10 protein-coding genes, 1 pseudogene and 1 riboswitch are annotated in these 14,365 nt (G+C 45.6%); of the genes and pseudogenes, 7 read left to right on the top strand and 4 right to left on the bottom strand.

All coding sequences use genetic code 11. From position 1 onward, the window contains the following. The first annotated feature begins 117 nt into the window (after window positions 1-117). Window positions 118-1,404, top strand: coding sequence for an O-acetylhomoserine aminocarboxypropyltransferase/cysteine synthase family protein (locus CGC64_RS06580; protein WP_005677109.1), 1,287 nt, complete (start codon window positions 118-120; stop codon window positions 1,402-1,404). A gap of 66 nt (window positions 1,405-1,470) precedes the next feature. After that, window positions 1,471-1,710, top strand: coding sequence for a hypothetical protein (locus tag CGC64_RS06575; protein ID WP_005677108.1), 240 nt, complete (start codon window positions 1,471-1,473; stop codon window positions 1,708-1,710). Between the two features lie 102 nt (window positions 1,711-1,812). Here CGC64_RS06575 and CGC64_RS06570 read toward each other — a convergent pair whose 3' ends face one another. After that, window positions 1,813-2,724, bottom strand: coding sequence for a mechanosensitive ion channel family protein (locus CGC64_RS06570; protein WP_005677106.1), 912 nt, complete (start codon window positions 2,722-2,724; stop codon window positions 1,813-1,815). A gap of 127 nt (window positions 2,725-2,851) precedes the next feature. Then, a riboswitch (TPP riboswitch) is annotated at window positions 2,852-2,948 on the top strand. Here CGC64_RS06570 and CGC64_RS06565 point away from each other — a divergent pair. Genes CGC64_RS06565 through CGC64_RS06555 form a run of 3 tightly spaced genes read left to right on the top strand, consistent with a single transcriptional unit; the run spans window position 2,949 to window position 6,445 of the window. After that, complete coding sequence (locus CGC64_RS06565) at window positions 2,949-5,201, top strand: TonB-dependent receptor (RefSeq protein ID WP_005677104.1); 2,253 nt, start codon at window positions 2,949-2,951, stop codon at window positions 5,199-5,201. A 15-nt stretch (window positions 5,202-5,216) separates the two neighbouring features. Next, window positions 5,217-5,822, top strand: a complete 606-nt coding sequence (gene pnuC, locus CGC64_RS06560; protein ID WP_005677103.1) for a nicotinamide riboside transporter PnuC — start codon at window positions 5,217-5,219, stop codon at window positions 5,820-5,822. Then, window positions 5,819-6,445: a thiamine diphosphokinase gene (locus tag CGC64_RS06555; protein WP_005677102.1), complete on the top strand. Its 627-nt coding sequence runs from the start codon at window positions 5,819-5,821 to the stop codon at window positions 6,443-6,445. Before pnuC ends, CGC64_RS06555 begins: the two co-directional genes overlap by 4 nt. A 176-nt stretch (window positions 6,446-6,621) precedes the next feature. Here the strand turns inward: CGC64_RS06555 and thrC are convergent, their stop codons facing one another. Genes thrC through thrA form a run of 3 tightly spaced genes read right to left on the bottom strand, consistent with a single transcriptional unit; the run spans window position 6,622 to window position 11,593 of the window. After that, entirely contained in the window at window positions 6,622-7,923 is a 1,302-nt protein-coding gene (gene thrC, locus CGC64_RS06550) for a threonine synthase (protein ID WP_005677101.1), read from the bottom strand. A 13-nt stretch (window positions 7,924-7,936) separates the two neighbouring features. Beyond that, window positions 7,937-9,145: a cofactor-independent phosphoglycerate mutase gene (locus CGC64_RS06545; protein ID WP_005677100.1), complete on the bottom strand. Its 1,209-nt coding sequence runs from the start codon at window positions 9,143-9,145 to the stop codon at window positions 7,937-7,939. Window positions 9,146-9,151: 6 nt separating this feature from the next. Continuing rightward, complete coding sequence (gene thrA, locus CGC64_RS06540) at window positions 9,152-11,593, bottom strand: bifunctional aspartate kinase/homoserine dehydrogenase I (RefSeq protein ID WP_005677099.1); 2,442 nt, start codon at window positions 11,591-11,593, stop codon at window positions 9,152-9,154. A gap of 329 nt (window positions 11,594-11,922) precedes the next feature. Here thrA and CGC64_RS06530 point away from each other — a divergent pair. Both CGC64_RS06530 and radA read left to right on the top strand, forming a co-directional pair. Next, window positions 11,923-12,755 (top strand): annotated as a pseudogene (locus tag CGC64_RS06530) (asparaginase domain-containing protein). 220 nt (window positions 12,756-12,975) lie between these two features. Beyond that, entirely contained in the window at window positions 12,976-14,343 is a 1,368-nt protein-coding gene (radA, locus tag CGC64_RS06525) for a DNA repair protein RadA (protein ID WP_005677094.1), read from the top strand. The last annotated feature ends 22 nt before the right edge of the window (window positions 14,344-14,365 follow it).

Genomic DNA, 14,365 nt, shown 5'->3' with positions numbered 1-14,365 from the left:
ACGGTACAAAAATAGTATTATTTTCTATATTTCAGCTATATATTGTTCGATATTCCTACGCTGTCTAACTTTGCAAGAAAATAAAGACAAAATATTAAACTTTAAAAACATACGATTATGGAAAGAAAGAACTTACACTTCGAGACATTACAGATTCATGTAGGACAGGAACAGGCAGACCCGGCAACAGACGCCCGTGCAGTACCTATCTATCAGACAACTTCCTATGTATTCCATAACTCCGCTCATGCAGCCGCACGTTTCGGCCTGCAAGATCCGGGAAATATCTACGGACGCCTGACAAACTCTACACAAGGCGTTTTTGAAGAACGCGTAGCTGCCCTTGAGGGAGGAGTAGCAGGGTTGGCAGTTGCTTCCGGTGCTGCCGCCATCACTTATGCTTTCGAAAACATTACCCGTGCGGGCGATCATATTGTAGCAGCCAAGACGATCTACGGAGGAAGTTACAACCTGCTGGCACATACCTTGCCCAGTTATGGAATTACAACAACTTTTGTTGATCCGAGCGACCTTTCCAATTTTGAAAAGGCTATTCAGGATAATACAAAAGCCGTATTTATAGAGACATTAGGCAACCCTAACTCCAACATTATCGATATAGAGGCAGTATCCGAAATCGCTCACCGCCATAAAATTCCTTTGATTATTGATAATACATTCGGCACACCGTACTTAATTCGTCCTATCGAACACGGTGCAGATATTGTAGTACACTCTGCCACAAAGTTTATTGGTGGACACGGTACCTCACTAGGAGGAGTAATCGTAGATTCTGGTAAATTCGACTGGGTGGCTTCGGGCAAATTCCCGCAACTCACCGAGCCCGACCCCAGTTATCATGGAGTACGCTTTGTGGACGCTGCCGGTCCGGCTGCCTATGCAACTCGTATCCGTGCCACTCTACTGCGGGATACCGGAGCTACTATCAGCCCATTCAACGCCTTCATTCTGTTGCAGGGACTCGAAACGCTGTCATTGCGTGTAGAGCGCCATGTAGAAAACGCATTAAAAGTAGTAAGCTTCCTGAACAATCATCCGAAAGTAAAGAAGGTCAATCACCCTTCACTGGTCGATCATCCGGACCATGCACTATATCAACGTTATTTCCCGAATGGTGCAAGTTCTATCTTCACCTTCGAAATAAAAGGAGGACAGGAAGAAGCACATCGTTTTATTGACAGCCTGGAAATTTTCTCTTTACTGGCCAATGTGGCTGACGTAAAATCACTGGTCATTCATCCGGCAAGTACCACTCATTCGCAACTCAACGCGCAGGAACTTGCAGAACAGGAAATTTATCCGGGCACTGTCCGTTTGTCTATCGGCACGGAGCATATCGACGATTTGATTGCCGATTTGGAACAGGCACTTGCTAGAGTCTAGTCCGGAACACTGAACTTTCCATGACTGCCGAACGTTATACCAATATAACATTAAAACATTGCAGTCATGGAAAAATATTTAATACACAGCAACGAACTGCATCTGATAGACGCAGAGAAAATTCACCAAGCAGTAGAAAAAATGGTGGAATCACTCGATATGGCCGCAGGGTCAACCACTAATTTCGACCTTTACATGGTGGTGGAAAACTATTTTAAGGATCTGGAGAAAAGAAGAAAGATCAACCATGTGCTGGGGATGAAAGAAGACAGATACGAACTGGCCGAAGATTTCGGCATAAAATAAAAGAAATTCCTTTTCCAATCACACCAGACAATTTTTCATCTATAAAACGAGAGAGCCTCACTGAAGTGAAACTCTCTCGTTTTTGCATATAGCGTAGAATTATCAATTTCCCTGATGTACCGTAAGTTGCGGGAACGGGAAGTTAATGCCTTTTTCATTAAAGGTGGCATAAATTGCCTTGTTGATATCAAAATAAACTCCCCAATAATCAGCGCTGTTCACCCATACACGGGCTACTACATTCACACTGCTGGCATCCAATGCATGAAGAGCGATAAATGGAGCCGGATCTTTCAGGATACGTTTGTCCGCAGCCAAAATATCAGTCACGATCTGCTGCACTTTATCGTAATCTTCGCCATAGTCAACTCCTACAATCCATTCCACACGGCGAGTAGTCTGCGTATTATAGTTCGTCACTACTCCGCTGCTCATTGCACCGTTCGGTATATAAATCACTTTGTTATCTCCCGTAGTCAAAATGGTATGGAAGATCTGGATCTCTTTTACCGTTCCGGAAACTCCCTGGCTTTCAATCCAGTCGCCTACTTTATAAGGTTTGAATAAAAGCACGATCAGTCCTCCTGCAAAGTTCTGCAAATTGCCGGACAAAGCCATACCGACAGCGACACCGGCCGAAGCCAACAAAGCTGCAAATGATGTCGTTTCAACTCCCAAAGCACCGACAACGGAAATAATCAACAGAATGGTCAGCAGAATATTTACCAGACTTTTGACGAAAGTCTTGATACTGATATCCACTTTTCTTCTATCCATGAGACGTCCGACAAAGCGGTTGAGCATTGAAATAAGGAAACGTCCTACAATAAAGACGATGACCGCAATCAAGATACGCTCTCCGGCACGAATGGCAAAATCCAGCAGTTGTTGGGTGATGAGCGATAGTTTATCTAAGCCGTCGGCATTAGCAATCGCTTCTTTCATTAATTTATCTGCAACGACCTGCGTAGAATCCGCAACCTGTGTTGCTGTTGCTTGAAATAATAGTAGCATAATTTATCTGAATTAAAATGAATAAACTGTTGTTTGGTTATTTCAACAAACGACAAAGTTACATTGTTTTAAGCAAATCTAAAAGTTTTTTTGCATTCTTCCCGTAAAAGGCGTAATTTTGTCACCGATTCACTGGTAGGGGTGCCTTAACATGACGGGCTGAGAACATACCCATAGAATCTGATCCGGGTAATGCCGGCGTAGAGAACTAATTAATAAGCAAGATGAAAAAAATAGTATGGAGTGTCGTCGCCTTATTGGGCGTAGGCATTACTGTCCATGCACGAACGAGTGCAGAATCCGACAGTTTGAAAGTAATTAACCTGCAAGAAGTGCAGGTAGTATCTACACGTGCCACAGCAAAAACACCGATGGCATTCACCAATATAGGAAAAGCAGAACTTAAAAAAGTAAACTTCGGACAGGATATTCCTTACCTGTTGAGCATGACTCCTTCTACCCTGACCACATCGGATGCGGGAGCCGGTATCGGTTACACAACCCTCCGTGTACGCGGAACCGATGGTACACGCATCAACATCACCGTGAACGGGATACCGATGAATGACGCCGAAAGCCATAATTTGTTTTGGGTAAATATGCCGGACTTTTCTTCTTCCGTAAAGGATATGCAAGTGCAACGCGGTGCAGGAACGTCCACCAATGGGGCAGGTGCATTCGGAGCCAGCGTCAATATGCAGACGGAAGGTGCGGCAATGAAACCGTATGCCGAGTTCAACGGCTCTTACGGTTCTTTCAATACGCACAAGGAAACGGTGAAAGTAGGAACCGGACTGCTGAACAACCACTGGACTTTTGACGCCCGTCTTTCCAACATCGGTACGGACGGATATATCGACCGGGCTTCAGTAGACCTCAACTCTTACTATCTGCAAGGAGGGTATTTCGCAGAGAACACTTCCGTCAAACTGATTGCATTTGCCGGAAAAGAAAAGACTTATCATGCCTGGGGATATGCAACGAAGGAGGAAATGGAGAAATTCGGAAGACGATATAATCCTTGCGGGGAAATGTATACCGACGCCGACGGCAACAAACATTATTATACGGACCAAACGGACAACTACCTGCAAAAGAACTACCAACTACTTCTTAACCATAGTTTTTCTACCGCATGGAATCTGAACGTAGCCTTACACTATACCAAAGGCGACGGGTATTATGAAGAATATAAACCCGGAAGCAGCCTGGTGGAATACGGGTTAAAACCATTCAACCCGGACGGAACGGAAACTAACGAAAGCGACCTTGTCCGACAAAAGAAAATGGACAACAAATTCGGGGGAGGTGTATTCTCCCTTAATTATACAGGAAACCGCCTGACCGCTTCCTTAGGAGGTGGCCTCAACCAATACCGGGGAAATAACTTCGGAAAAGTGACATGGGTGAAAAACTATATCGGCAACCTGTCTCCCGAACATGAATATTACCGCAACAAATCAAAGAAAACCGACGGGAATATCTATCTGAAAGCCAACTATGATCTGACCAGCACGTTAAGCGCTTATGCCGACCTGCAATACCGCCATATTGATTACACAATCGATGGAGTAAACGATAAATATGACTGGAATAAAAACGCCCTGCGCCCGCTAGCCGTAGATAAGAAATTCGATTTTTTCAATCCGAAAGTCGGCTTAAACTGGAATATAACTCCCAATCACCGCCTGTACGCTTCTTTCTCCGTAGCACAGAAAGAACCGACAAGAAACAATTATACGGACGGCGATCCCGACTCCTACCCGAAAGCTGAAAAACTGCTTGATTACGAAGCGGGATATACGTTTGCCAACCCATGGCTGACGGCAGGTGCCAACTTCTACTACATGGATTACACCGACCAACTTGTCCTGACCGGTGCTTTAAATGATATTGGTGAAGCACTGACCGAAAACATTCCGGACAGCTACCGCATGGGAATCGAATTAATGCTCGGTATCAAACCGTGCAAATGGTTTCAGTGGGACATCAATGCCACATGGAGCAAGAATCGCATCAAGGATTTTGTGGAAAGTCTGCCGGGCTATCATTATAACGCAGATGAAACAGTAACTTCCCTTCCAACTGTCCTGATAAAGCATAAAGACACCCACATCGCTTTTTCGCCGGACTTCCTGCTCAACAACCGTTTTTCTTTCAATTATAAAGGCTTCGAGGCTTCCCTGCAATCGCAGTTTGTAAGCAAACAGTATATGACCAATGCGGAAGTAGAAGAACTGACTCTTGACAAATACTTTGTCAGCAATCTCAATCTGGCGTACACCTTCCGTCCCAAGAAGATTCTGAAAGAAGTCACATTGGGATTCACCGTTTACAACCTCTTTAACGAGGAGTATGAAAACAATGGTTGGGCTTCAAGCGATTACACCGATACAGTGGAAAATCGGGGAAACTATGCCGGCTATGCCGCACAAGCCGGAACAAACGTCTTGGGACACGTGTCTTTCCGCTTTTAATGACATCAGCAGATTATGGAACTGGACTTTTTAGAAATATTCGGTACGCTGGTCGGTTTAGTCTACCTTTGGTTGGAATACCGGGCTAGTATCTATCTTTGGATAGCAGGTGTCGTCATGCCTGCCATTTACATCTTTGTATATTACAAGGCGGGACTGTATGCCGACTTTGGCATCAATATCTATTATCTGATAGCCGCTGTCTACGGTTGGTTTTTCTGGATGTGGGGACACCGGAAAAAGAAGTGCCGGCCGGCAGACCAGCCAACCGCCGGTCGCTCCAAAGACCTCCCTATCGTGCACACTCCATGGAAATGTTACCTTCCACTGGCAGTTGTATTTATTGTCGCCTTTATCGGCATTGCATGGATACTTATCGAATATACCGACAGTAACGTTCCGTGGCTGGATAGCTTTACCACTGCCTTGAGTATTGTCGGAATGTGGATGCTGGCACGCAAATACATTGAACAATGGTTTGCCTGGATTATCGTCGATATCGTCTGCTGCGGACTTTATATCTATAAAGACCTCTATTTCACCTCAGCTTTGTACGGACTTTACTCCATTATAGCTATCTTTGGCTACTTCAAGTGGAAAAAACTAATGAACATACAATGATAAACGAACACTATACTCCCGAGGCAGTGATACTGGCCAACGGTGAATACCCAACTTGCCCCGTTCCTCTGACAATGCTGGAAGAAGCAAGTTTTGTTGCTTGCTGTGACGGTGCAGCCAATGAGTACATTTCCCGCGGACATACTCCGGATGTGATTGTCGGCGACGGCGACTCTCTTTCAACAGAATACCACAAACGCTTCTCCCCTATTATACATCAGATACCCGATCAGGAAACGAACGACCAGACTAAAGCCGTCCGGTATCTGCAAAAGAGAGGATTCCGGAGAATTGCCATTGTCGGAGCGACCGGCAAACGGGAAGACCATACATTGGGAAATATCAGCCTACTGCTGGATTATATGAAAAGCGGCATGGAAGTACGGACCATTACTGATTATGGAGTATTTGTTCCTGCAAAAGATACACAAACCTTTGCTGCTCATCCCGGACAGCAGATTTCCATTATCAATTTCGGAGCGAAAGGATTGCAGGGAGAAGGATTGGTTTATCCGCTAAGCGATTTCACCAATTGGTGGCAAGGCACGCTCAATGAAGCGACTTCCGATGAGTTTACAATTCATTGCACGGGAGAGTATTTAGTATTCCTTGCTTTTATGTAAAACAGACATCGCTGTGCCAAGTTTGTTCCACCCCATTGACACAGTTGTGCCATCGGCTTGGCACAACTGTGACACAGCGTTGTCACAATCGTGCCAAGGCGGTGGCACACACCCTTATCAGGAACCCTTCCAGCTGCTACCTGTACGTTGAAAAATGCGGCAACAGGAGAGAATACTTAAAGAGAAAGCAGATAGTTCTTGAAATCTGCAAATTCCTTTGTCATCTGCAAACTTTTCTTCTCGCCTTTCATAAACTCCTGCAATTTGGCAGGTATCTCTACCGATTCGCCGATAATGCTTTCTACTGTTTCAAGGAACTTGGCCGGATGAGCCGTTTCAAGGAACACACCGGTCTCGCCTTCTTTCAGTCCTTCGACCAAGGCACGGTATCCGCAAGCCCCGTGAGGGTCGAGCAGGTAGTGATGTTCTTTCCAGGTTTCTTTTACCGTTTCGCGAATCTGCTCGTCAGTGTAAGTCGTACCCGAAATCTCGGCAGAGATAGCGGCATGAGAATTGCCGTACAAGTCGATTACACGGGCAAAATTACTCGGGTCACCTACATCCATAGCATTGGCAATCGTAGCAATGGAGGGACGGGGATTGTACTTGCCTGTCTGCAGGTACTGATAGAAGATATCATTACGGTTGTTGGCAGCAATAAAACGCTTGATGGGTAATCCCATTTTCTTTCCGAACAATCCGGCAGTGATGTTTCCGAAGTTTCCGCTAGGAACACAAATCACAGCATTAGCCGCTTTTCCGGCACGCTTCAACTGGGCGTAAGCATAGAAATAATAGAATGCTTGCGGCAGGAAGCGGGCTACATTGATAGAGTTGGCGGAAGTCAGGGAAAGATGTTCATTCAGTTCCTTATCCATGAAAGCGGCTTTTACCAATGCCTGACAGTCATCGAATGTTCCGTCTACTTCGAGTGCAGTGATATTCTGTCCCAATGTAGTGAACTGTTTTTCCTGTATCTCACTGACTTTTCCTTTCGGATAGAGCACATACACATGAATACCTTCCACCCCCAGAAAGCCGTTAGCAACAGCGCTTCCCGTATCACCGGAAGTAGCTACCAGCACATTGACATTCTTCTGTCCTTCTTTTTTAATGAAGTACCCCAGCAGACGTGCCATGAAACGGCCGCCTACATCTTTGAAAGCCAGTGTCGGTCCGTGGAAAAGTTCCAGAGAATAGATATTGTCCGCTACCTTTACCAAAGGCACATCAAAACTTAATGTATCATATACTATCTGTTTCAGTGTATCGGCAGGAACATCTTCGCCAAAGAACGCATCAGCAACACGATAGGCTATTTCCTGAAAAGACAATGTATCAATCGTATCGTAGAACTCTTGCGGAAGAGGTTTGACAGTCATAGGCATAAACAGTCCCTTATCGGCTGCAAGCCCTTTCACCACTGCTTCCTGGAGGGAAGCCATTGGTGCTTGTTTATTCGTACTATAATATTTCATAATCTGTGGTGACTTATTTCATGAATTCTTTTATAAACTCGTCTTCTTTCAACACACCGTAACTACCGTTGCAGGCAGCTACCTCGTCGTATACCTGCACCTCATCGGGTTCGATGCCCGGATACCAGATAAGGAACGGGATCGGTTCGGACGTATGCGTGCGAAGTTCACAGGGAGTAGGATGATCGGGCAGAACGGCAATCGCTACCGGTTCGTTCCAGTCTTTCACTGCTTCGTAAATAGGTCCTACGGCACGTTTGTCGAGATTCTCGATCGTGAGAAGTTTCAGGTCGATATCCCCTTCGTGCCCCGCCTCATCGCTGGCTTCAATGTGAAGATAAACAAAATCGTCCGTTTTCAGGGCTTCCAGTGCGGCAGCTACTTTATTCTCGTAATTCGTATTATAAAGCCCGGTCGCCCCTTCCACAGCAATACGACGCAAACCGGCATAGTAACCGATTCCGTTAATCAAGTCAACAGCCGAGATTACCGCTCCCTTTTTCACTTGCGGGAAAGTTTCGGAGAAGGTAGGCATTTGCGGACGATACCCCGGACTCCAGGGCCAAATACTATTTGCAGGGTCCTTGCCTTCTGCCATGCGTTTCAGGTTTAACGGGTGGTTCTTCAACAGTTCCTGCGATTTCAAAATCAAGTCGTTAACCAAGTCTGCCGTTTCCTGCGCTTCCGGTGCCAGAGGTTTCACCATTAGCGGACGGAAAGGTTTCAAAGGCACATCGTGCGGAGGGGTACAGTCGAGTTCTTTATTTCCCCCTTTGATAACCAACAAATGACGGTACTGTACTCCTGTATGGAAACGCACGCGGTCGTTGCCCAGTTTTTCTTGCAGATATTGAATCAGCACGTCCGCTTCTTCGGTAGATATATGCCCGGAAGAGTGATTCTTCAGAATCTCCCCTTCCACACAAATCAGATTACAACGCATTGCCATTTCTCCCGGTTGCAGGTCTACACCGATGCTTGCCGCTTCCAGTGGCCCGCGACCTTCGTACACTTTCGGGAGATTATATCCCAGTACGGACATATTGGCAACCTCACTGCCCGGATGAAAGCCTTCGGCTACGGTTATCAACCGCCCGTTACGTCCCATGCGGGCCAACTTATCCATGTAAGGCGTTTTGGCATATTGCAGGAGCGTCTTGTCTCCTAATGACTTCACAGGCCAATCGGCCATTCCGTCACCCAATATGATAATATGTTTCATAAGGCATTAAACGTTTGCGATGCTCATAATATCGGCAAATACTCCGGCAGCCGTCACTCCGGCACCGGCACCGTACCCCTGAATCATCATCGGATATTCTTTATAACGTTCCGTAGTCAGCAAGATGATATTGTTACTGCCTTCCAGACCGTAGAACGGGTGGTTGGCTCCTACTTCCTGCAAACCGACAGAAGCTTTTCCGTCTTCCAGTTTGGCAACGAAACGCCAATGTTTATGCTCTTTTTCCAATACTTGGCGGCGAGCTTCAAAGTCTGCGTCGAGACTGGGCACCCGTTTCCAGAAGTCGTCCAAGGAACCTTCGAAGAAGTCGTTCGGCACAAAGAGATTTTTTTCCACATCTTCCTGTTCGATGCGGTATCCGGCTTCACGCGCCAGAATCACCAACTTGCGGATAACGTCTTTTCCGCTCAGGTCGATGCGCGGGTCGGGTTCGGAGTAACGTTCCTCCTGCGCCATTTTGATAGTACGGCTGAAAGGAATGTCGGCACTAATCTTATTGAAGATATAATTTAATGTACCCGAAAGTACTGCTTCGATTTTCAAGATTTTGTCACCACTATGAATCAGGTCGTTGATAGTGTTGATAATCGGAAGTCCGGCACCTACGTTCGTTTCAAACAGATATTTCACACCGCGCTGGCGGGCGATCGTCTTCAGTTCACGATAGTTTTCGTATGCCGAAGAAGCGGCAATCTTGTTGGCAGCTACAACGGAAATATTGTGTTGCAAAAGATCTTTGTAGAGTGAAGCAATATCGGGACTGGCCGTACAATCTACAAATACGGAGTTGAAGATATTCATTCCTACAATCTCGTCACGAATTGTCTGCAGATTACTGTCTTTTCCTTTCTGCTGCAACTCTTCACGGAAATTGGCGAGGTCGAACCCTTCACGGCTAAACATCGCTTTCGTTGCGTCAATGATACCTACAACGTGCAGTTTCAGTCCGTTTTCCAGCATTAGCTTCTCTTGCTGACAACGAATCTGCTCTACCAGGCTCCCGCCTACCGTACCGATACCGCAAATAAACAAATTCAAGACCTGATATTCGGACAGGAAGAAAGAGTCGTGGATAACGTTCAGCGATTTACGTAATGATTTTGCATCGACAACGAAAGAGATGTTGGTTTCCGATGCGCCTTGTGCACAAGCGATCACATTGATACCGTTGCGTCCCAGCGTACCGAACAATTTACCTGCAATGCCCGGCGTATGCTTCATGTTCTCACCTACAATGGCGACTGTCGCCAAGTTTCTTTCGGCGAGAATCGGGGAAATTTCTCCCATTTCTATCTCTTTCGCAAATTCTTCGTTCAGCACTTCACAAGCCAGGTCTGCATCCGCATTGCGTACACCGATAGAAGTACTGTTCTCCGATGAAGCCTGCGAAACAAGGAATACACTGATTCCATTCTTCGCTAACGCCTTAAAGATACGGTAGTTCACACCAATCACACCTACCATACCCAATCCCTGAACGGTAATCAGACTGGTATCATTGATAGAGGAAATTCCTTTAATCGCCTTGCTATGCGGATTGGAGACTTCTTGTTTGATGACGGTCCCCACTCCATCCGGATTGAACGTATTCTTTATTATAATAGGAATATTCTTATGATATACGGGATAAATCGTCGGCGGATAAACTACTTTCGCACCGAAGTTACAAAGTTCGGTTGCTTCTACATAGCTAAGTTCGGAGATAGTATAAGCCGTTGAAATCACACGCGGATCAGCAGTCATAAAGCCATCCACATCTGTCCATATCTCCAGACTGTCGGCATTGAGCGCCGCAGCAATGATGGCAGCCGTATAATCCGAACCGCCGCGACCGAGATTGGTTACTTCTCCGGTTGTCTTGTCGGAAGAAATAAAGCCCGGCACCAATGCTACTTTCGGGATAGAGCTGAAAGTCTCTTTTACCAGTTTGTTGGTCAGATCAGCGTCAATCGTATGTTTGTTATGCTTCTTTTCAGTTTTGATAAAAGTACGCGAATCGAACCACTTGGCATCCTTAATCAGCTCGGCAACAATGATAGATGAAAGGCGCTCGCCATAGCTTACGATTGTGTCCGAAGTCTTCGGGGAAAGGTCTTTAATCAGGTAAATACCCTGGAAAATATCCTTCAATTCATTCAGCAATTCGCCAATCTGACGTTGCAACGCCACTTGCCCTTCTCCGGCAGGAACCACCTCTTTAATCATTTCCACATGACGATAAACAATTTCGCGGAACTCACCCTCATAGGCCGAATCTCCGGTAGCCGCCATTTTCGATGTGTTTATCAATTTATCAGTGATGCCTCCCAATGCGGAAACTACTACAATAACCGGTTCGCCGGCCGATGCCGACTCTACAATTCTCTTTACACTTAAAATGCTGTTCACGGAACCTACGGACGTTCCGCCGAATTTCATTACTTTCATGAAGATACTTATTTTAATGCAATGTCCTGTGTATAGTTTTACAGAACGATTGGTTGTTTACGAAAAAGTTTAATTTGAATTTTGCCTACTTACACAGGCGTGAATCACGTAGATACACAAATACTATCCCTCAACCCCAAAGGGTCATGGTGCACATGGATGTGACTGTATGCGGATAGTACTTCATCATAGTCCTTGTTTCTACTCTTGTTTTTGATAAGTGTCGCAAAAGTAATAATAAAAACATTCAATCTATCACTTTTTCCCGTTTTTTTCTGATAAAAAGAATCCTACGTTTCTTTTCTCCTCAATCAACAGACAGCATTTTTATGACATTTTGCTACTTATTTATCAATTATATTGTTATATTTGCGAAAACAATCGCAGAAAATTAGCTTATGTACCCTTTAAATACTTCCGTATTGTTAATATACACAGGTGGAACAATTGGTATGATTGAAAACACCACAACCGGTGCTTTGGAGAGATAGGGGTACTCCGCACGGACGGAAAGGAAAATCTGATGACGAGTATTGAAATTGCCGTTGCACAGAATAAGGAAGGAAAAGCGCTTGTCCCGGAGGTCTGTATCTTCTTCGAGAACCATTTGATGCGGGGAAATCGCACTACCAAAATAAATGCCGAAAACTTCAACGCTTTCCGGTCATTCAATTATCCGGTACTGGCCGAAGCGGGGATTCATATTAAATATAATAATGTACAGATTCATGTGAACGGAGAAGAACGGGAATTGAAACCGCACTATTTACTGGATACCAATGTGGTCGTTCTGAAACTTTTCCCCGGCATTCAGGAGAATGTAGTGGCTACCATTCTGAAAATAGAAGGATTGAAAGCGGTAGTACTCGAAACGTACGGTTCCGGCAACGCTCCCCGGAAGGAATGGTTCATCCGCTTGCTCTGCCAGGCCAGTGCACGGGGAATCATCATTGTCAACGTGACACAATGTAGTGCAGGTACCGTAGAAATGGAACGTTACGAAACCGGATATCAGTTGTTGCAGGCAGGGGTTGTCTCCGGATATGACAGTACGACGGAGTCCGCCGTTACCAAATTAATGTTTCTGTTGGGACACGGCTATACACCGGACGAGGTGCGTGACCGGATGAACCGTTCAATGGCGGGAGAAATAACTCTATAAACTTACCGGTTCTATATAACGTTCCGTCCAGCATTGAGGAAGGTATCCGGTACCGATGAGGACTTCTTTCCTTACCGTCCAACAGTTAATAACATTTCAGCAATAACGATGAGTTTGGAAACGGATGATTGAACAATAAACTGATTTTGCCGGGATTTGTTTTGCGCGTTGAACAGATTATACATACTTTTGTATTCTCTAGAAAACTAATAAGAATGCAATGGCTAAAGAAAAGACCGTATATGTGTGTAGTAACTGCGGACAGGATTCACCGAAATGGGTAGGCAAATGTCCGTCGTGCGGAGAATGGAATACGTATGTTGAGGAAATCGTACGGAAAGAGCCGGTTAACCGCCGGCCGGTATCGGGCATAGAAACGCAAAAGCCCAAGCCGGTTATTCTTAGTGAGATCATAGCGGACGATGAACCGCGAATCAATATGCATGATAATGAACTGAACCGCGTACTGGGCGGCGGACTTGTTCCGGGTTCTTTAGTACTGATCGGCGGCGAACCGGGAATCGGAAAATCAACTCTCGTCATGCAAACCGTACTCCGTATGCCGGAAAAGAAAATCCTTTATGTATCCGGCGAGGAAAGTGCACGGCAATTAAAATTACGTGCCGACCGTCTTTCTGAGGTTTCCAGCGACTGCTTCATTGTTTGTGAGACTTCCCTTGAACAGATTTATGTCCATATCAAAAATACGAATCCGGATTTGGTTATTATCGACTCCATACAGACTATCTCTACGGAAACCATCGAATCGTCTCCCGGAAGTATCGCTCAGGTCAGAGAGTGTTCGGCATCTATCCTACGTTTCGCAAAGGAGACTCATACGCCGGTCTTGCTTATCGGACATATAAATAAAGAAGGGAGCATTGCAGGCCCCAAGGTGCTGGAACATATCGTTGATACAGTTCTCCAATTTGAAGGTGACCAACATTATATGTACCGTATTTTACGCAGTATCAAGAATCGCTTCGGTAGTACGGCCGAACTGGGTATTTATGAGATGCGGCAGGACGGGCTACGCCAGGTGAGCAATCCTTCGGAACTACTGCTTAGCCAAGACCATGAAGGAATGAGCGGAGTAGCAATCGCTTCTGCTATCGAAGGAGTACGTCCCTTCCTGATTGAGACTCAGGCTCTGGTAAGCTCCGCTGTTTATGGTAATCCCCAACGTTCGGCAACCGGATTTGATATACGAAGAATGAATATGCTTCTGGCCGTCCTCGAAAAACGTGTCGGGTTCAAGCTTGCACAGAAAGATGTATTTCTGAATATCGCCGGAGGACTGAAAGTGAATGACCCGGCCATCGACCTCGCAGTTATCAGTGCCATTCTTTCTTCAAATATGGATGCAGCTATCGAACCGGAAGTCTGTATGGCAGGAGAAATCGGTTTGTCGGGAGAGATACGTCCGGTGAACCGGATTGAACAACGTATCGGAGAGGCCGAGAAGCTTGGCTTCAAGCGTTTCCTGTTGCCCAAATATAATTTGCAAGGCATTGATACGAAGAAGCTAAAGATAGAGTTAGTGCCCGTAAGAAAGGTAGAAGAGGCGTTCAGGGCGTTATTCGGATAAGACACTGATTTATGTTATCTGC

It is taken from the genome of Bacteroides caccae, assembly GCF_002222615.2.
GTDB lineage: Bacteria > Bacteroidota > Bacteroidia > Bacteroidales > Bacteroidaceae > Bacteroides > Bacteroides caccae.
Note: the sequence above shows the minus strand (reverse complement) of the source record. Positions and strands in the feature narration are given on the sequence as shown.